Below are 18471 nucleotides of genomic sequence, written 5' to 3' on the forward strand. Positions count from 1 at the left end.
GTCAGGCAGCCGCGTCATCGCCGCCGTCGGCCCCGCCGCGCCCGCAGTCCGGCCCCGGGCGTTCCAACGCCCGCCCGGCGCCGCCCGCGTCCCCGCCGGGGCCGGGATCCGCGCCGGTAGCCGCGCCCGTCGCCGCAGCGCCCGCCTGCGGGCCCGTACGGGCACCCGTACCCGACTCGGCGCCCGGACCCGGCGCCGTGCCCGTACCCGGCTCCGCGCCCGGCTGCTCCATACCCGAACGGGCCCCGCCCCCCGCCCCGTTGCCGCCGTCCAGATGTCCCGACAGGGCCGCGACGAGCCGTGCCACCTCCTCCGGGCCCCCGCCGAACTCGAAGGACACCCCGTCGGGCCGGGTCACCCGGACCCCAGGGGACGCCGCAGCGTCCCCGCCGCGGCGCCGCGGCGGGCGCTGGCCCAGCCAGAGGTCCACGCACTGGAGCAGCACCGCGAGCACCCCCGCACCCAGCTCCGCGCACTGGAGCACGAGTTCGGTGCCCCCGCCCATGGTGCCCGGCTCCGGCGGCGCGGCCTCCTGCCGCACCCGCACCCGCCCCCGCAGGGCCGGTTCGGCCCGCAGCCAGGTGCCCAGGTCGGTCAGGTCCTCATCGTCCCCCGGGACGCCGATCCGCAGGTCCATGCAGCCGCTGCTCCTTCCGCCCGCCACCGCGGTCCGGTCCGCCTGCCCGCGCCGAGAGGTCCGCCGGGGATCTGCGGGGGAATCCTAGGCCGTCCCCCCGGCCCCGACCGCAGAGTTCCAGCCACAACACCCGTTGACAGTAAGCAAGATGGACATTCTGGTGGTCCAACAGGCCATATTTCGGGCTCTGTTCGCCTAGGGTGAGCCCTCCCTGCCCCCGCAGGCAGGGGGTTTCGCTCTGGGGAGGGCGTAGTGGGGGAGCGGTTTTCCATGCGTGCTTCGGCGCGCCCGCGTACCGGTCTGAGTCCGCGGCTCGATGCACGTCCACCGGGCCGGCTGCGCGCCCGCGCCTTCGTGGCGGGGGTCCTGACCCTGGCCCTGGCCGGGGGAGCGGTGTCCGCCGAGGCGCTGGTGCCCGACCGGGAACGGGCGGCCGCGGCCGCCCCCGCCGCGGACCCGCCGCCGAACGGCGCCGCACCCGCCGGTCCCGAGTCGGCTTCCGGCCCGCAGGGCGCCGCCGCGGCCGCCGTCAAGAACGCCGTCTACGCCTACGACGCCGCCGGCCGGCTCGCCGGGATCACCGACCCCGCCGGGGAGACGGCCCGGTACCGCTACGACGCCGCGGGCAACCGGCTGGCCGTGGAGCGCTACCCGTCGGCGCGGCTGTCCGTGCTGTCCGTGGTACCGGTACGGGCCCTCCCGGGGGCCTCCGTCACCCTCTCCGGCACCGGCTTCTCCGCCACCGCCGCCTCGAACAAGGTCACCTTCGGCACCCGGGCCGCGACCGTCCTCAAGGCCTCGGCGCAGCAGCTCGTCGTCAAGGTCCCCACGGGCGCCGCGACCGGCAGGGTCACCGTCGGGGTCGGCAGCGCGAGCGCCGCCGCGGCCGAGTCCTTCACGGCCGCCGTACCGCCGAAGATCACCGCGATGGCCCCGGCCGAGGGGCAGCCCGGTACCGAAGTCACCCTCACCGGCGCCGGGTTCGCCGCCGCCGCGACCGACAACGCCGTGCGCTTCGGCGGGATCCTCGCCACCGTCACCGCCCGCAGCGCCACCGCCCTCAAGGTGAAGGTGCCGATGTCCGCGGCCGGCACCACTGCACCCGTCGAACTCGCGACCCCGGACGGCACCGCCGTCTCCGCGGCCCCGTTCGCGGTGGGCCGGTGGACCGGGGAGGTCGAGACCAGCGCCCTGACCTCGTACACCGACACGACCCCGCCGGTGGTCGGCACCACCGCCCCGCGCAACGCGTCCGAGGTCCGCTTCGACGCCGCGAAGGGCGACCACGTCGGCTTCGCCTTCACCGACTCGACGTACCGCAGCGACCTCTCCCTCGAACTCCTCGACCCGCAGGGCAAGCCGGTGGGGGGCGACGGCACGGTCAGCCGGTACACCACCCGCTGGGGGGTCACCGCCCTGCCCGCCGCCGGCCGCTACTCCCTGCTCGTCAAGTCCGGCAGCACCTACAACCCGGGCACGGTCAAGGTCACCGTGTCCAAGGCCCTGACCCTGCCGCAGCTGACCGCGACCGCGGCCCCGGCCACCGGCAGGACCGCCCGGATCGGCCAGGGGGTCCACGCCTCCTTCAAGGCCGCGGCCGGCGCGGACGTGTCGGTGGCCGCCACCGCCGGGTCCTTCGCGTCCGGGGCCTCGCTCGCGGTGTTCTCGCCCTCCGGCACCCTGATCGGGGGAAGGACGGACATCGGTTCGGACGGTTCGGCCGTCCGCCGCTTCGAGGACCTCACGGAGGCCGGCACGTACACCGTCTTCGTCGTCCCGTTCAGGGCCGAGACGGGCGCCGTCACCCTCACCCTGTCCGCCGACGCCCGCCCCGCGCTCACCCTCGACGGGCCGTCGGCCCCCGTCGACCTGGCGCGGGCCGGACAGCGGATCCGGGCGGAGTTCACCGCCCCGCCCGGCGGGAGCGCCGGATTCGCGCTCACCGGCAACACGATCCCCGTCCAGAGCCAGATCTACCTGTACGGGCCCGGAGGCCACTACCTCGGCTACGCGTACACCAGGCGCGACCAGGTGCTCTACATCAAGGACCTCCAGCCGGGCGGGAAGTACGCCGTCACCGTCACCCCCGAGGCCGCGGTCACCGGCAAGGCCGTCCTGTGGCTGTCGGGCCGCAAGGAGGTGGCGCTGGCCGCGAACGCGCCCACGGCCGGCACGGTCTCCCGCCCGGGCCAGACCCTCGACTTCACGGTGGCCGCCACCGCGGGCAGCGGGGCCGCGGTCCTGCTGGAGGGGCCCACCTTCGGCCCCGCCCGGGTCGTGGCCGAAGCCCCCGACGGCACCCCGCTGACCGTCAGGATGTACCTGTCCGACGAACTCGACGTGGACCTGAGGGCCCCGCTCGCCGCCGGCGAGCACCGGGTCCGCGTCGCCCCCGACGAGCCGCTGACCGGGAAGGTCACGGCCACGCTCCGGCCGGACGTGTCCGGCGGCAAGCTGACCGTCGGCGGCGCGCGCAAGTCCGCCGAGATCACCGGCCGCGGCCAGAACGCCCGCTACACCTTCGACGGTACGGCCGGGCAGCGGCTCACCCTGGACGTCGGCGCCTCCCCGTACGGCTGGCTGCTGTCCGTACGCCGCCCCGACGGCCGGCTCGTCATGGACGGTGCCAACGTCTCCGACGAGGACCCCGACGTCCGGCTCGCGGACCTGCCCGAGACCGGCACGTACACCCTCACCGCCGCCCCGAACCAGGCCCGTACCGGCACCTTCAGCCTCGGACTGAAAACGGCCGCCGCGGCCGCCGGACCCGCACCGGGTCCCGTCCCCGGGGCGGCGCCGAAGCCCGCGCCCGCCGCGAAGCCCGCGGCGCCCGTCGACCCCGTCGGCCCCGACGCCTGGCGGCCCGCCCGCGCCCAGCTCGACGGGCACGTCTGGACCACCGGCCGCGGCAGGGCCCCCGCGGCCCCCGCCCCGCTGCGCGCCCCGGCCGGCCGCACCGCGCTCGCCGGACACGTCCTGCGGCTCGACGGCACGCCCCTGCCCGGGGTCTCGGTCCGCGTCGGCAGCACCACCGCCCGGACCGACGCCCGCGGCCGGTTCCTGCTCGCCGGGATCGGTGAGGACGCCACGACCCTGGTCGTGGACGGTTCCTCGGCCGACACGGCGGGCCGCCGCTACGGACGTTTCGACATTCGCATCACGCCGCGGGCGGGCCGTACCGTCGATCTGGGCTTCCCGGTGTGGATGACCCCGCTGGACACGCGGCACACCGTGCGCTTCCAGGCGCCCGCCCGTCAGGACGTGGTCCTGAAGACCCCGCACATCCCGGGGCTCGAGGTCCGTATCCCCAAGGGCTCGGTGGTCCGCGACGACAGGGGCCGGGCCGTCACCGAGCTGGGCATCACCGCCGTGCCGATCGACCGGCCGCCGTTCCCGCTGCCGGAGAACGGGGTCGTGCCGGTCTACTTCACGGTCCAGCCCGGTGGGACGTACGTGTTCCCGGAGGGCGCGCAGGTCGTCTACCCCAACTACACGCGCGAGGCCCCCGGCACCCGCGTCAGCTTCCTGGACTACGACCCCGCGAAGAAGGGCTGGCACGTCTACGGGAAGGGCCGGGTCTCCGCCGACGGCCGCCGGGTCGTCCCCGACCCCGGCACCCGCGTCTGGTCCTTCCACGGCGCCATGTTCAACATCGACGGCTCCAGCCCGCCGAAGACCAGCTGGTTCAAGGACGCCGTGGACTGGCTCTCCGGCGACCCCGTCGACCTCGCGACCGGCCTGATGACCGACTCCCGCACCGACCTCGCCGTCGGCGGCGCCCTCGGCTCCGCCCAGGTCGCCCGCACCTACTGGCAGGGCGACGAGTACAAGCGGGCCTTCGGCATCGGCCGCGACCTGTCCTACAACGCCTTCCTCCACTCGACCCAGTACTACACGGTCGTCGACGTCCACCTGCCGGGCGGCGCGAAGATCCCGTTCAAGCGCACCAGCCCCGGCAGCGGCGCCTACGGCGCGGTCTTCGAACCCACGGGCACCGCCTCGGAGTTCCACGGTTCGAAGATCGCCCACGAGCTGGTCGACGGGTCGAACTCCTGGGTCCTGCGCTTCCGCGACGGCGGCTCCTGGGTCTTCCCCTGGTACTCCCCGCTGCGCGAGATCCGCGACCGCCACGGCAACAAGACCAAGATCACCCGCATGGGAGGCCTGGGCGACGAGAAGGGCCCGGCCGCCCGCGTCGACGCCCCCGGCGGCCGCTGGCTGGCCTTCACGTACGACCAGGAGCAGCGGGTCCGCCAGGTCCGGGACAACACCGGCCGCACGGTCGGCTACGCGTACGACTCCGCGGGCCGCCTCGCCACCGTCACCGACCCCGCCGGCAAGACCACCGCGTACACCTACGACGGCACGAGCAACCGCATCAAGTCCATCAAGGACCCCCGAGGCATCACCTACCTCACCAACACCTACCACCCCGACGGCCGCGTCAAGACCCAAAAGCTCACCGAGGGCGCCTCCTACGCCTTCACGTACAAGGCCGAGGCGGGCGGCGGGAAGTCCGTGCGCGTCACCCAGCCCGGCGGAGCCGTCCGCAAGGTCGTCTTCGACGCCGAGGGCCGGGGCCTGGCGGAGACCCAGGCCGACGGGTCGCCGCTGGCCCGCAAGGCCGTCTACCAGCGGGGCGCGAACGGCCGCATCGAATCGGTCACCGACCACTTCGGGCGGCGCACCGAGCTGAAGTACGACGCCAACGGGAACATCACGAAGGCCGTCGAACTGGCCGGCACCGCCGACGCGCGCAGCGGCTGGACCACCGTCTACGGCGGCCCGTTCGACCAGCCGACCAAGGTGACCGACCCGCTCGGCAACAGCACCGCCTACACGTACGACACGGCAGGCAACCTTAAGAAGGTCACCGACGCCGCAGGCCGGGTGACCGCCTACAGCCACCACCCCACCGGGCAGCCGAAGAACGTCAAGAACCCGGACGGCGCCGTCGCCTCCTACGGCTACCGGCACGGCGACCTCCACGCGGTCCGCGACCCCCTGGGCCGCACCAGCACCCGGTTCACCGACGCCGCGGGGCGCGCCTCCGCCCTCACGGACACCGCCGGCGCGCGCACCACCGTCGCCTACGACAAGCTGAACCAGCCCGTGCGCGTCACCGACCCCCTCGGCCAGGCCTCGGCGTTCGGCTACGACGAGAACGGCAACCTGCTCCGGTTCGCCGACGCCCGCGGCAACACGGCCGTGTGGACGTACGACAAGGCCGACCGGCCGAAGACCGCCACCGACCCCCTCGGCCGCCAGGCCCTGTTCGGCTACGACTCCGCGGGCCGGACCGTCTCCGCCACCAACCGCGCCGGCCAGGTGTCCACCGCCGCCTACGACCTGCTCGACCGTACGACGACCTCGGCCACCGGGGTCACCGCCACGGGCGCCGAAGCACGCACCGTGTTCACCTACGGCGCCCTGGACCGCCTGGACAAGATCACCGACACCCGGGCCGGCACCCAGTCCTTCCGCTACGACCCCCAGGGCAGGCTGCGCCGGACCACCGGCCCCACCGGCACCGTCGCCTACACCTACGACGCGGCCGACCGCCGCGCGACCATGACGGCCGCCGGGGTCAAGACGGTCTACCGCTACGACAGGACCTCGGCGCTGGAGGCGGTCACCACCGGCAGCGACGCGGTCGTCTTCACGCGCGACGCGGCGGGCCGCCGCAAGACCGCGACGTACCCCGGCGGCGTCGTCCGCACCACCGGCTACGACGCGGCCGGCAGCATCACCTCCATCGCGTACAAGAAGGGCGCCGCCACCGTCGGCGACCTCCAGTACACGAGGGACGCCCTCGGCCGGCAGGCCCGGCTCGCGGGCTCGCTCGCCGGCGTGGTCCTGCCCGCCGCCGAATCGGGATCCGTCTTCGACAAGGACAACCGGCTCACCTCCTTCGCCGGCCGGAGCCTCACCTACGACAAGGAGGGCCGGCTCGCGGCCGACGGCCTGCGCACCTATCAGTGGAACGCCGCCGGACAGCTCACCGGGATCACGGGGTCCGGCCTGAAGTCCGGCTTCTCGTACGGCCCCTCGGGCGACCGCACCGCGAAGACCTCGGGCAGCAGCACCACGCGCTTCCTCACCGACGGGTCCAACCCGCTGGTCGAGCAGAGCGCCGCCGGGGCGACCTCGGCCACCGTCGCCTCGGCGGGCCTGGACGACTACCTGACCCGCACCGCGGGCGGCAAGACGCAGCTGTACCTGACCGACGCCCTCGGCTCGGTGCTCGCCCTCGCGGGCACCGACGGGAAGATCTCCACCCGCTACGCCTACGACCCGAACGGCACCGCCGTGCGCAGCGGGGCCGCGACCACGAACCCGTACACCTTCACCGGCCGCGAGGCCGACGGCACCGGGCTGCAGTACCACCGCAACCGCTACTACGACCCGCAGACCGGCCGCTTCCTCTCGCAGGACCCGATCGGCCACGCGGGCGGCTCGAACCTCTACCAGTACGCCCTGTCCGACCCCACCACCTACACCGACCCCACCGGCAACAACCCGCTGATCGTCGGCTGCCTCGCCGGGGCCGCCGTCGACGGGTTCAGCGAGTGGGGGGTCCAGCGGCTGTCCGGCCGGAAGGTGGACTGGGGTGACGTCGGGGTCGCGGCGCTCGTGGGCTGCGCGGGCGGGATGCTCGGGCCGCTGTTCGCCGCGGCCAAGTGGCTGGGGCGGGTCGCGAGGGCCTGCGCGCTGCCCAACAGCTTCGCCGCGGGCACCCGGGTCCTGATGGCCGACGGCACCCGCAAGCCGATCGAGGAGGTCCGGCCCGGCGACCGGGTGGCCGCGGCCGACCCGCGCACGGGCAGGACCGGAGCACGCGAAGTGACGGCGCTCATCCGCGGATCGGGGGAGAAGGAGCTCGTCGGGCTGACCGTCGCCACGGCCGAAGGGGACCGGGGCACGGTGACGGCCACCGCGGACCACCCGGTGTGGGCGCCCGACCGCGGGGAGTGGGTCGGCGCGGGCACCCTCGCGGCCGGCCGGCCCCTGACCACCGCGGGCGGCGGGGCCGCCCGGGTCACGGCCGTCCGGCACCGCACCGCGGTGGCGGAGGTCTACAACCTGACCGTCGCCGACCTGGGCACGTACCACGTGCTGGCGGGCGGGGTCCCCGTCCTGGTGCACAACTCGTGTGCGGGCGCCGCGGGCGGCGACCTCCTGGCCGCGGCCGTCAAACCCGTGAGCGGGCAGCTCACGGCGGCCGGCCGCGCCCTCCAGAAGCACGGCGACACCAGTGCGGGCAACCTCGCCAAGCGCGGCGCGGCGCACGTGGGCCTCTACGACTTCGGCCGGGTCACCAACAGCGAGCGCTCGCAGATCGCCGCCGAGATGATCGAGGAGATCCTCACCAACCCCAGCGCCACCACGACCGTGCGGTCCGCCGCCGCCCACTACGGCGGTACCGTGCGCGACGTGCGCATCCCCGGCGGCTGGGGGGCGCGGTGGAGCGACCGGGGCGGGGCCCTGACGTTCGAAGGGTTCCTGTAGAGATGGCGGAGGGAGCGGTGGTGGCGTACGACAGCCGCCTGTTCGAGGCGGACGGCGCGCTCCGGGACGTGTGGGTCCCGGACGTGGGCGAGGGGGACTGGAGCCGGGTCGTCGAGCGGCTCTGCCGGCGCGCGGACGAGGTGCACTTCTCCACGACCCTGCCGGAGGTGCCGTTCGACGTGAAGGACCGCGCCGGCGCGCTGTTCCCCCTCCTGGCCGCGCACCCGGAGGACAGCGCGGGCCTGTCCGTCCGCCTCGGCGGGGTGTGGTTCGCGTGCCACTTCTTCGACCCCGGGGAGATCGAGTTCACCTTCGACCCGGAGGACGTGCGCGACGCGGAGTCCTTCCGCGCGGTGGCGGAGTTCATGGCGGAGACCGGGCGGGCCTGCGGGAAGAGGGTGGTCATGACCACGGAGGCGGTCGACCACCGGGGGCTGCCCGCGCTCCTGGAGTGGGTCCCGCAGTGACCGCGGACGCAGCCGGCACGCCGGGGCACCCGGCACCGGCCGGTCCGCAGTCCCGTCCTCCGGCGGTCCGGCGGCCGCGTGTGGCGGGGCAGGCACCGGCCGGCCGGGCCTCTGCGGCCCGGGAGCCGGCCCCCGCCCCGGCCGCGGCGGGCCTGCGCCGCCGCACCCTCCTCACCGGTGTCCCGGCCCTGGCCGCGGGCGCCGGGGCGGCCGCCTGCACGGCCGGGGACGGCTCCGGCAGCACGGGCGGCTCCGGCGCCGCGGGCCCGGCCCTGCCCCCGCAGCTGCGCGGAGTCGACCCGCCCCCGTACGTCGCCCTCCTCGCCCTCGACTCCGTGTCCGGTAACCCCCTCGGGTCGCTGGCCGCCCTGGCCCGCCGCACCGCCGAGGTCTGCGGGGACGAGGGCGGGATCGCGCTCGGCGCCGCCGCCTTCGCCGCGGCCCCCCGCAGCCGCCCCCGGCTCCTGCGGGAGATGCCCCCGTACGCCGGGGACCTGCTCGACCCGGCCCGCTGCCACGGCGAGGTGCTCCTCCAGGCCGGCGGGCGGGACGCGGCCACCGCTGCCGGGCGGCTGCGGCAGATCCTGGCGGCGGCCCCCCACTGGCGCGAGCGCTGGCGGGCCGACGGCCGGCGGCCCGGCGGCCCCGGGCCCGGACTGACCCGCAACCCCTTCCACTTCACCGAGGGGTTCGGGAACCCCGACGGGGAGCGCGCCGTGGCCGACCGGGCCCTCGTCCGCCCCGGCGACGGCGAACCCGCCTGGGCGGCGGGCGGCAGCTACCAGGTCGTCCGGATCGTCCGGCTGGCCACCGCCCTGTGGGACGCGGACCCGGTCGGGGAGCAGGAGCGGATCATCGGCCGCCGACGCGACGGCCGCTGGCTGGACGGCACCCCCGCCGGCGAGCGCCCCGAGTTCGGCGCCGACCCGCGCGGCCGCACCACCCCGCTCGACTCCCACGTCCGCCGCGCGGCCCCCGACCGCCGCTCACCGCCTCCGCTGGTCCGGCGCAGCTACGCGTACGACCGCGGCGACGGGGACACCGGGCTGCTCTTCAGCTGCTTCCAGCGGGATCCGGCCGCCGGGTTCGAGGCCGTACAGGCACGCCTGGAGGGCGAGTCCATGGCGAAGTACCTGCTGACCACGGGCGGCGGCTACTACTTCGTCCCGCCCGCCGCCGACTCCTGGCCCGCCGAACTGTCCTGACGGTGCGTCAACCGCGTGGCGGGTGGGTCGCCAGCCAGTGCCGGGCGATCTGCTCGCGGGTCGCGACCCAGGCCCCGCCGCGCTGGGCCACGTACGCCAGGAACCCGTCGAGGGCGCGGATCCGCCCGGGACGGCCGGTGATGCGGCAGTGCAGTCCGACGCTCATCATCCGCGGCCGGTCGGCGCCCTCCGCGTGCAGGGCGTCGAAGGCGTCCACCAGGTACGCGAGGAAGTCCGCGGCCGTCGTGAACCCGTGCACGATCAGGAACTTGAAGTCGTTCGTGTCCAGCGCGTACGGCAGCACCAGGTGCGGGCGTCCGGCCGCCTCCACGTAGTACGGCAGATCGTCCGCGTAGTCGTCCGAGTCGTACAGGAACCCGCCCTCCGCGGCGACCAGTTCCCGCGTCCGCAGGCTCGTCCGGCCCGTGTACCAGCCCACCGGCCTGCGCCCGGTGAGCCGCCGGACGGTGTCCACCGTCCGCGCGATGTCGGCGCGCTCCTCCGCCTCGGGCACCCCGCGGTAGTCGGTCCAGCGCCAGCCGTGCCCCGCGACCTCCCAGCCCGCCGCGCCCATCGCGCGGGCCGCCTCCGGACTGCGCTCCAGCGCCTGCCCCACGGCGTACGCGGTCAGCGGGGCCCGGTGCGCGGCGAGCGTGCGGTGCACGCGCCAGAAACCGGCGCGCGCACCGTAGGCGAACATCGACTCCGCGTTCAGGTCGCGGCCGCCCGCCACCGGCGGGGCCCCGATGATCTCGTGCAGGTAGGACTCGGAGGCCGGGTCGCCGTCCAGCACGCTGCGCTCCCCGCCCTCCTCGTAGTTGAGGACGAGGCTGACGGCCACCCGGGCGCCGCCGGGCCAGGCGGCGTGCGGCGGCTCGGCCCCGTAGCCGGTGAGGTCGCGCTGGTGCTCGGACACGGCGGCACCCTACTGCGGCCGCGGGCGCGCGCCGCGGAAGGGACACGGAAGGGGGCCCTCCGTGTCCTGGCTTGGTAACAGCCCGCGACCAGGGGGAATCCGGTGGATCCGGCGGGGGCACCGATGCGTCACCGTTCACGGAAACCGATGCACGCACGACCGACGCACGCACACGGACAGCAGGTTCCACAGATTCCACGGGGGTTCACGATGCGCACCACTCGCACTGGGCTGAAGCACTGCCTCGTCGCCGCCGCGGCCGTCGCCGCGGCCCTGTCGCTCACGGCCTGCCAGGGCGACGACGGACCGGACCGCGCGGGAGGCGCCGGCCGCACGAGCGCCCCGGGCGCCGGCGGGTCCGCCGCTCCCGGCGAGGGCGGGACGGCCCCCTCCGGCAGCCAGGGCGGCACCGGCACCACCGCACCCGGCACCGACGGCGGGCAGGACGGCGACGGCAGCCGGGACGGCGGTACGGACGGCGACCCCACCGCCGTCCCCGGCCCCGGCGGCCACGGGGACAAGGGCGTCGCCCCCTGCACCGATGCGAACATCAAGGTGACCGGCGAGTTCGAGCGCCAGGACAGCGCCCAGAACATGTTCCTCACCGCCGTCAACACCGGCAGCCGCCCCTGCACCCTGTACTTCTACCCGATCATCAGGATCGACGGGTACGGCAGCGAGGAGGAGCCCCCGCTGCCCATGGAGTCCCCGGCCGCCGGGCCCGCCACGATCGCACCGGGCGGGAAGGCGTACGCGGCCCTGCGGCTCTACCGGGGCGGCAACCAGACCGAGGCCGTCACCACCGTCCGGCTCGCCTTCCACGACCGGATCGCGAACGACGAGGTCGGCAGGCCCCTCGTCGTCCGCTACCCGGACCGGTTCGTGAACGTCGACGACCGGGTGGCGGTCACCTTCTGGAACCTCGACCAGAGCGCCGTCAAGAAGTACGCCTTCAAGGCGCGGTGACCGCCGCGGCCGCCGGCGCCGCCGCCCGCAGCACGCGGCGGCGCCGGACGGGCATCCCGAGGGTCGGGTTGGCCACGCCCCAGGCCGCGCCCTTGCAGACGATCTCCTTGTAGAAGGCCGCGAGCCGGCCGGTGAGCGCCGCGTTCTTGGACCGGTCGTCGGCGGTGACGTACTGGATCAGCCCCTCCCGGCGGCCCAGCGAGATGCACTGGTTGAAGTAGCGGATCGGCGTGTGGGGGACCTTCCCGCCGGTGAGGCGGGCCGCGATGGTGTCGGCTGCCTGCCAGGCCGTGAAGGTGCCCGAGGCGCACGACATGCGCAGCGGCTTGTCGCCGGGACCGGCGGCCAGGGCCGCGTCCCCGACGGCGTACACGTCCGGGTGCGAGACCGAGCGCATCGTGGCGTCCACCACGATCTGCCCCGTCGGGCCCACCTCCAGGGCAGTGGCCCGGGCGATCGGGTGCACCGCGAAGCCGGTGGTCCACACCGTGACCTCGGCCGGGATGCTGCCGCCCGCGGCCGTGGCCACCCCGTCCGCGCCGACCGCCGTGACGGTCACGTTCTCGTGCGCCGTGATGCCCAGCCCGCCGAAGACCTTCCGCAGGTGCCCGGCGCCCTTCGGCGACAGCCAGTCGCCCAGCCCGCCGCGGGCCGCGAGGGCCACGTCCAGGTCGGGCCGGGCCTCGGCGATCTCGCTCGCCGCCTCCAGCCCGGTCAGCCCGCCGCCGACCACGAGCACCCGGCCGCCCGCCGCCAGCCCCGCCAGCCGCTCGCGCAGCCGCAGGGCACCGGCCCGGCTCGACACCTCGTACGCGTGCTCGGCGACCCCCTCGGCGGCCCGGTCCTGCCAGCCGCTGCCGAGGGCGTAGACCAGGGTGTCGTACGCCAGCTCCCCGGCATCCCCGGCATCCCCGGCCGGAGCCAGGGCCACCGTCTTGCGGTCCACGTCCACACCTGTGACCCGGGCGAGCCGCAGCTCCACCGCGCTGCCCCCGAACATCTCGGCGAAGGGGCGCGGCGCGAGGTCCTGGCCCGCGGCGAGCTGGTGCATCCGCACCCGCTCCACGAAATCGGCGTCGGCGTTGACGAGCGTGATCTCCACGTCGTCACGGTGGAGGCGCCTGGCGAGCCGGCCGGCCGCGACGGCTCCGGTGTAGCCGCCACCCAGAACGACGATGCGGTGCTTCATGTCCATGCTCCTGTCTGCGCGGGTCCGCCGCTGTTCACTGCCCTTGCGCACCTTGAACCGGGCAGCCCCGCTATTCCTGACAGGATCCGGATGTGAGCTGGACCACACTCCTTCGCGGGGCGGTCAGAACGCGCTGAACAGCGGTTCTCCGTGCTCCTCCGCGCCCCACACGCCCGTCGCCCGCTCGAGCTTGTCGGGGTTGACCTGGTTGCGGAAGGCCGCGATACCGCCCGCGACCACCTCCAGGCACATGATCCCGACCACCCGCCCCCCGACCACCGCCACGACGGCCGGGCCGCCGTTGGCCGTGGTCAGGTGGATGTCGGCGCTGCCCCCGACGAGGGCCCGCTTCGCCGGAGCCGGCTTGAACAGCCCCCGCATGAACCGGGCCACCGCGACGGCGCCCTCGAAGGGCTTCGTCCGCGCCGGGACCTTCCCGCCGCCGTCCCCGACGGAGAAGGCGTCGGAGGTCAGCAGCTTCACCAGCGGCTCGGTCCGGCCGCTCGTGGCGGCCGCGAGGAACTCCTCCACGATCTGCCGGGCCGCCGCCCCGTCGATCTCGCTGCGCGCCCGGCCGTCCGCGATGTGCTTCTTCGCCCGGTGGTAGATCTGCTGGCTGGCCGACTCGGACAGGTCGAGGATCGCCGCGATCTCCCGGTGCGGGTACGTGAAGGCCTCCCGGAGCACGTACACCGCCCGCTCGTTCGGCGGGAGCCGCTCCATCAGCGTGAGCACGGCGTACGACACCGACTCGCGCTGCTCCGCCGTATCGGCGGGCCCGAGCATCGGGTCGCCCTCCAGCAGCGGTTCGGGCAGCCACTGCCCCACGTACGTCTCGCGCCGGGCCCGCGCCGAGGACAGCTGGTTCAGGCACAGGTTCGTGAGCACCTTGGTCAGCCAGGCCTCGGGGACCTCGATCCGCTCCACATCGGCGGCCTGCCAGCGCAGGAACGTCTCCTGCGCGGCGTCCTCGGCCTCGCTCGCGGAGCCGAGCAGCCGGTACGCGATGGCCTCCAGCCGGGGCCGGGCGGCCTCGAAGCGGTCGACGTCGTTCAGGGTCAGCGGCATGCCCGCATCCTAACCGGGGCCCGCCGGCCGTCCCCGGCGGCGGTCCAGGAGTGACGCTCCGTCAGAAACGCCGTCCGGCGGCCGGGTTCCCGTCCCCGGGACGCCCGCGGCGGGCCCTGTGCGCCCTGCCCCCGCCGACCGGCACCGCCGCCTTGGAGGTTCGGCCGAAGGCCGCCGGATCTGCTGGTGGGGAGCAGTCCTGACGGGAGATCAGCAGGCGGCGCCCGGCAGGACGCGCACCTCGCCCGCGGGCAGCCGCGGCCACCAGTGCCCGTAGCGGGAGTACACGGCGGGGTCGCGCCCGGCGAGCAGCGCAGTCAGCGAGCCGGCCTCCTCGGCCAGCCCCTCCCAGGCCGCGGCGGACAGCGGGCGGAAGGCCGTGGCCTCGATCCCGCCCGCCACGGGCCGCCACACCCCCGCCACGTACCCGTCCACGAGCAGCGTCGGCAGGACGTCCCCGTTCACCCGCACCACCACCCGCCGCAGCTCCTCGGGGATGACCCGGCTCCGGTCCGCGTACGCCAGCAGCAGGCTGTCCCACATCGCCATCAGCCGGGGCGGGGCCGGTACGTCCGCCGCGGGCCGCGAGGCCCCCGCGAGATCGAACAGCTCGGCCCCGTCCGGCCCCTCCAGCCGCTCCACCAGCCCGTCGAGTGCGCGCAGGGCCTGCCGCACCGCCCCCCGCTGCACCATCGAGAACTGCGCCGCGTCGGCGACGGACGCCGGGCCGAACCCCCCGAGGTAGCGCAGGACCAGCGTGCGCAGCGCCTCCGGATCGGCCGCCCGTACCGCCGGTCCGGGCGCCGCCCCCGAGGCCACGAACGACGGCCGGTCCCCGAAGGACCACGGGACCGCCGCCCGCGCCGCCCCTGCCGGTGCGCCGCCCCCGGCCGCGGCGGGGCGCGCAGGCGCGTGGTGCAGGGGCGCGTACCCCTTCAGGCCCCACCACGCCCCCTCCTTCCGCTCGGCGCCCACCCGCTCCGCCAGCCACTCCTGCATCTCGGCGGAGCTGCGCGGCCGGTCGGCGAAGGCCAGCAGCTGCGGTACGAGCCGCTCCGCGTCCGCCGGGGTCAGCCCCGCCGCCGCGAAGCGCGCCCCCAGCCGGGAGGCGAACAGCGTGCCCTGCACCGCCCCGCGGAACACCGGGTAGTCCTCCGCGAGCACCGCGTGCAGCGTGATCCGCATCAGCGTCGCCTTGACCAGCGTGCGCCCGGCGAAGGCCGCGTCCACCTCGTCGGGCCGGAAGCCGGACAGCCGGTTCCACAGGGCGAGGTACGGGGAGGCGGGCTGCTGCGCCTGGAGGGCCACCACGCGACGCACCCCCTCGGCCACGGACAACGGCTGCCGGGACAGCAGGAGTTGGCGGTCGAGCGACGACCGGTTGAGTTCCCCCGCGGTGATCTTCATACGGCACGATAACCCCCGTCCGCCCCGGCTCGGGCCCGGTGGCGGGGCCCGCCGCGGGGGCCGCGGGCACCCCGGGGTGGCGGCAGCGGGCGGCCGCGCCCGCAGGTGCATAGTGGGCACCCGGCGGCCGGGACCCGCCCGTGCCCGAACCGGGAGCCCCCATGAGGATCCACCTGACCAACGTCTTCGTCGACGACCAGGAGAAGGCCCTGCGCTTCTACACGGACGTGCTCGGCTTCACGCCCAAGCACGACGTGCCCCTCGGCGGCGGGGCCCGCTGGCTGACCGTGGTCTCGCCCGAGGACCCCGAGGGAACCGAACTGCTCCTGGAGCCCTCCGGGCACCCCGCGGTGCAGCCCTACAAGACGGCGCTGGTCGGGGACGGCATCCCGGCGGCCTCGTTCGCCGTGGACGACGTACGCGCCGAGCACGCCCGGCTGAGCGCCCTCGGGGTCGCCTTCACCCAGGAGCCGCTGGACATGGGCACGGTCACCACCGCCGTCCTCGACGACACCTGCGGCAACCTGATCCAGCTCATGCAGATCGGCTGACGGGGCGGGAGCCGCGCCGGGCGGACCGCACCCGACCGCAGCCGCCCGGCAGCCGCTCCGGGCGGAAAATCCGTGGCGCGCCCGCCGCCCGGGGCGCAGACTCGGCCGCATGCCTGATACGCCGAGCATGCCGGGCTTCCGCGAGGCGGTCCTCGCCTGGGCCGCGGGCGCCCCCGGCGGCACCGCCCGCGACCTGGCCGCGCGGCTGCCCGTCCGGGCCGTCGTCCTCCTCGAAGGCCCCAGCGACGTTGCGGCCGTCGACGCCCTGGCCGCCGCCCGGGGCCGCGACCTCGCCGCCGAGGGGGTCTGCGTCCTGCCGATCGGCGGCGCGATGAGCGTCGGCCGCTTCGCGCAGCTGCTCGGCGCCGAGGGCCTCGGACTGCGCCTGACGGGCCTGTGCGACGAGCGGGAGCGCGGCTACTACGCCCGCGCCCTGCACCGGGCCGGGGCCCCGGAGCAGGACTTCTTCGTCTGTGCGGCCGACCTTGAGGACGAGCTCGTCCGCGCCCTCGGCGTCGACCGGGTACGGGAGCTGGTCTCGGAGGAGGGGGAGCAGCGCGCCCTCGACACCTTCCTGCGCCAGCCCGCCCAGCAGGGCCGCGCACCGCAGGCGCAGCTGCGCCGCTTCTTCGGCACCAAGAAGGGCCGCAAGATTCGCTACGGCGGGGTGCTCGTCCGCGCCCTGCCGCCCGGCCGGGCCCCCGCCCCGCTGGAAGCCCTCTTCGCCGCCCTCTGAGCGCCCGCCCCGCCCGGGGCACCGGGCCGCCCCCCGGGTGATCTTCCCGCGGGTCGGGCCCCGCCGCCCCCCGCCCGCCCGCGGCACCCGCCCACACTGCGGGCATGGAACCCACCCGCCGCCGCACCGGCGCGCTGCTGCGCCTCGCCACGGTCACCGCGCTCGTCGCCGCCCTCGGCGCCCCCGTCACGACCGCCGCCGCGGGCGCGGACCCGGCCGACGGCGGCGGCAAGCGGCGGGGGCACTGCGTCAGCTCCCCGGCCCCCCACCGCGGACCCGCGGCCGAGATCCTGCGGATCGCCGGTGAGGCGAAGACGGAGATGGACCTCAAGTCGGTGATCGTGCGCGTCACCGTGGACGGCCGCGAGGTCGTCACCTCCGCGCTCGGCGAGTCGATGACCGGTGTTCCCGCCGACCCCGCCATGCACTTCCGCAACGGCAACATCGCCATCAGCTACATGGGCACCGCCCTGCTCCGGCTGGTGGACCAGGGCCGGGCGGACCTCGACGACCCCGTCTCGCGCTGGCTGCCCGACCTCAAGCACGGCCGGCACATCACCCTGCGGATGCTCGGCGCCTCCACCTCGGGCCTGGTCGACTACGTGACCACCCCGGGCTTCGCCGAGACCGTCTACGCGAACCCGTTCCGCCAGTGGACCCCCGAGGAGCTCGTCGCCGTCTCCACGGGCAAGCCGCTCTGGTACAAGCCCGGCACCAACTGGAACTACTCGCACGCCAACTTCGTGCTCCTCGGCGCCGCCCTGGAGAAGATCGCCGGCAAGCGCCTCGACGCGGTCCTCAAGGAGCAGGTCCTCGGCCCGCTCGGACTGCGCGAGACCCGCAACAGCTTCACCCCGGAGATCCCCGGGCCCGTCCTGCACGCCTTCACCGCCGAGCGCGGGACGTACGAGGAGTCCACCTTCTGGAGCCCCTCGTGGACCACCGCCCCCGGCGCCGTGCAGACCACCGACATCTGCGACCTGGCCCGCGGGGCCGCCGGCATCGGCTCGGGCGAACTGCTCTCCCCGGCCTCGTACGAGCAGCTCCTGAACCCGGGCACCGTCGGCCTCGGCCACGCGACGAAGAAGTGCCCCGCCACCGTCTGCCTCGCCCAGACCGAGGCCACGCACTACGGCATGGGCCTGCTCGTCCTCGGCAACTGGACGGCCCAGCACCCGCTGCTCTTCGGGTTCACGGCCTCCCAGGCGTACCTGCCGCAGCAGCGCCTGGCCATCGCCGTCTCCACCACCAAGGGCCCGGCCACCCCCGGCGGCCACACCGCCCACACGATCGCCCAGCGGATCGCCGCGGCCCTCGCCCCGGACCACCCGATCCCCGACTTCGGCTGAGCCCCGCGCGGCAGGGCGGCCCGGATCCCGGCTGGGCCCGGGCCGCCCCCGGCCTCAGGAAGTGCGCTTGATGGTCCAGGTGTTGGGGCTCAGGCTGGGCACGGCGGAGTAGCGGCAGCTGCTGGAGTAGTACGTGCTCACGATCGTCCAGCCGGCCGGCGGCCACGCCGAGCCGCAGGCGTTGACCTGGGTGCCCACCGGCAGCCCGGTCAGGTCCTTGATCTGCTTGGAGTTCGGGTTGAAGCCCGAGCCGCAGCCGCTGCTGTTCCACCACTGGACGTCCACCCAGCCGGCCGGGGTCATGGTGCTGCCGCAGACGTTGAGGGTCTCGCCGGGGGCGGCGGAGGCGGGGGCGGTGCCCATCGCCAGGGCGGTCACGGCAACGGCGGCCAGGGCGGCGATACGGGTGCGGATCACGGGGGTGTCCTCTCGGCGGGCGCCGGTCTCGCCCGCCGGGGGTCGGCGGGTCCC

The 18471-nt window shown here is 75.5% G+C and carries 13 protein-coding genes; 7 read left to right on the forward strand and 6 right to left on the reverse strand.

The window, feature by feature from the left end; translation table 11 throughout:
* Position 1: 1 nt before the first annotated feature.
* Positions 2-637 carry an effector-associated constant component EACC1 gene (locus ACZ7JZ_RS28920; protein WP_470944321.1) on the reverse strand — a complete coding sequence of 212 codons (636 nt, stop codon included), beginning with the start codon at positions 635-637 and terminating at the stop codon, positions 2-4.
* 270 nt (positions 638-907) lie between these two features.
* On the opposite strand from ACZ7JZ_RS28920, the gene ACZ7JZ_RS28925 reads away from it, so the two are divergent.
* From ACZ7JZ_RS28925 to ACZ7JZ_RS28935, 3 genes are all read left to right on the forward strand, one after another.
* Entirely contained in the window at positions 908-8146 is a 7239-nt protein-coding gene (locus ACZ7JZ_RS28925; RefSeq protein WP_470944324.1) for an RHS repeat-associated core domain-containing protein, read from the forward strand.
* 2 nt (positions 8147-8148) lie between these two features.
* Positions 8149-8613, forward strand: coding sequence for a hypothetical protein (locus ACZ7JZ_RS28930; protein ID WP_470944326.1), 465 nt, complete (start codon positions 8149-8151; stop codon positions 8611-8613).
* A gap of 80 nt (positions 8614-8693) precedes the next feature.
* Positions 8694-9818: a Dyp-type peroxidase gene (locus tag ACZ7JZ_RS28935; protein WP_470944328.1), complete on the forward strand. Its 1125-nt coding sequence runs from the start codon at positions 8694-8696 to the stop codon at positions 9816-9818.
* Between the two features lie 7 nt (positions 9819-9825).
* Here the strand turns inward: ACZ7JZ_RS28935 and puuE are convergent, their stop codons facing one another.
* Positions 9826-10734, reverse strand: coding sequence for an allantoinase PuuE (puuE, locus tag ACZ7JZ_RS28940; protein WP_470944330.1), 909 nt, complete (start codon positions 10732-10734; stop codon positions 9826-9828).
* Between the two features lie 210 nt (positions 10735-10944).
* Here puuE and ACZ7JZ_RS28945 point away from each other — a divergent pair, with 210 nt between their 5' ends.
* Positions 10945-11700, forward strand: a complete 756-nt coding sequence (locus ACZ7JZ_RS28945; RefSeq protein WP_470944332.1) for a DUF4232 domain-containing protein — start codon at positions 10945-10947, stop codon at positions 11698-11700.
* On the opposite strand, the gene ACZ7JZ_RS28950 is transcribed toward ACZ7JZ_RS28945, so the two are convergent.
* From ACZ7JZ_RS28950 to ACZ7JZ_RS28960, 3 genes are all read right to left on the reverse strand, one after another.
* Positions 11687-12889 carry an NAD(P)/FAD-dependent oxidoreductase gene (locus ACZ7JZ_RS28950; RefSeq protein ID WP_470944334.1) on the reverse strand — a complete coding sequence of 401 codons (1203 nt, stop codon included), beginning with the start codon at positions 12887-12889 and terminating at the stop codon, positions 11687-11689. The genes ACZ7JZ_RS28945 and ACZ7JZ_RS28950 overlap by 14 nt on opposite strands.
* 123 nt (positions 12890-13012) lie before the next feature.
* On the reverse strand, positions 13013-13957 hold the full coding sequence (sigJ, locus tag ACZ7JZ_RS28955; RefSeq protein ID WP_470944337.1) for an RNA polymerase sigma factor SigJ: 945 nt from the start codon (positions 13955-13957) through the stop codon (positions 13013-13015).
* Between the two features lie 210 nt (positions 13958-14167).
* Positions 14168-15364, reverse strand: coding sequence for a winged helix DNA-binding domain-containing protein (locus ACZ7JZ_RS28960; RefSeq protein ID WP_470944339.1), 1197 nt, complete (start codon positions 15362-15364; stop codon positions 14168-14170).
* Between the two features lie 161 nt (positions 15365-15525).
* On the opposite strand from ACZ7JZ_RS28960, the gene ACZ7JZ_RS28965 reads away from it, so the two are divergent.
* From ACZ7JZ_RS28965 to ACZ7JZ_RS28975, 3 genes are all read left to right on the forward strand, one after another.
* On the forward strand, positions 15526-15915 hold the full coding sequence (locus ACZ7JZ_RS28965; protein WP_470944342.1) for a VOC family protein: 390 nt from the start codon (positions 15526-15528) through the stop codon (positions 15913-15915).
* A 109-nt stretch (positions 15916-16024) separates the two neighbouring features.
* Complete coding sequence (locus ACZ7JZ_RS28970; RefSeq protein WP_470944345.1) at positions 16025-16651, forward strand: TOPRIM nucleotidyl transferase/hydrolase domain-containing protein; 627 nt, start codon at positions 16025-16027, stop codon at positions 16649-16651.
* A 104-nt stretch (positions 16652-16755) separates the two neighbouring features.
* The gene (locus ACZ7JZ_RS28975; protein ID WP_470944348.1) at positions 16756-18000 is read left to right on the forward strand and encodes a serine hydrolase domain-containing protein; all 1245 of its coding nucleotides are present in this window, start codon (positions 16756-16758) and stop codon (positions 17998-18000) included.
* 54 nt (positions 18001-18054) lie between these two features.
* Here ACZ7JZ_RS28975 and ACZ7JZ_RS28980 read toward each other — a convergent pair whose 3' ends face one another.
* Positions 18055-18417, reverse strand: coding sequence for a hypothetical protein (locus ACZ7JZ_RS28980; RefSeq protein WP_470944351.1), 363 nt, complete (start codon positions 18415-18417; stop codon positions 18055-18057).
* Between the last annotated feature and the right edge of the window lie 54 nt (positions 18418-18471).

The organism is Streptomyces sp. NPDC038213 (genome assembly GCF_055600495.1).

Coding starts and splice junctions, on each gene's coding strand:
- ACZ7JZ_RS28965 (WP_470944342.1), top strand. CDS start 15,526: ATGAGGATCCACCTGACCAACGTCTTCGTCGACGACCAGGAGAAGGCC.
- ACZ7JZ_RS28950 (WP_470944334.1), bottom strand. CDS start 12,889: ATGAAGCACCGCATCGTCGTTCTGGGTGGCGGCTACACCGGAGCCGTC.
- sigJ (WP_470944337.1), bottom strand. CDS start 13,957: ATGCCGCTGACCCTGAACGACGTCGACCGCTTCGAGGCCGCCCGGCCC.
- ACZ7JZ_RS28975 (WP_470944348.1), top strand. CDS start 16,756: ATGGAACCCACCCGCCGCCGCACCGGCGCGCTGCTGCGCCTCGCCACG.
- ACZ7JZ_RS28920 (WP_470944321.1), bottom strand. CDS start 637: ATGGACCTGCGGATCGGCGTCCCGGGGGACGATGAGGACCTGACCGAC.
- ACZ7JZ_RS28945 (WP_470944332.1), top strand. CDS start 10,945: ATGCGCACCACTCGCACTGGGCTGAAGCACTGCCTCGTCGCCGCCGCG.
- ACZ7JZ_RS28925 (WP_470944324.1), top strand. CDS start 908: ATGCGTGCTTCGGCGCGCCCGCGTACCGGTCTGAGTCCGCGGCTCGAT.
- ACZ7JZ_RS28960 (WP_470944339.1), bottom strand. CDS start 15,364: ATGAAGATCACCGCGGGGGAACTCAACCGGTCGTCGCTCGACCGCCAA.
- ACZ7JZ_RS28970 (WP_470944345.1), top strand. CDS start 16,025: ATGCCTGATACGCCGAGCATGCCGGGCTTCCGCGAGGCGGTCCTCGCC.
- ACZ7JZ_RS28930 (WP_470944326.1), top strand. CDS start 8,149: ATGGCGGAGGGAGCGGTGGTGGCGTACGACAGCCGCCTGTTCGAGGCG.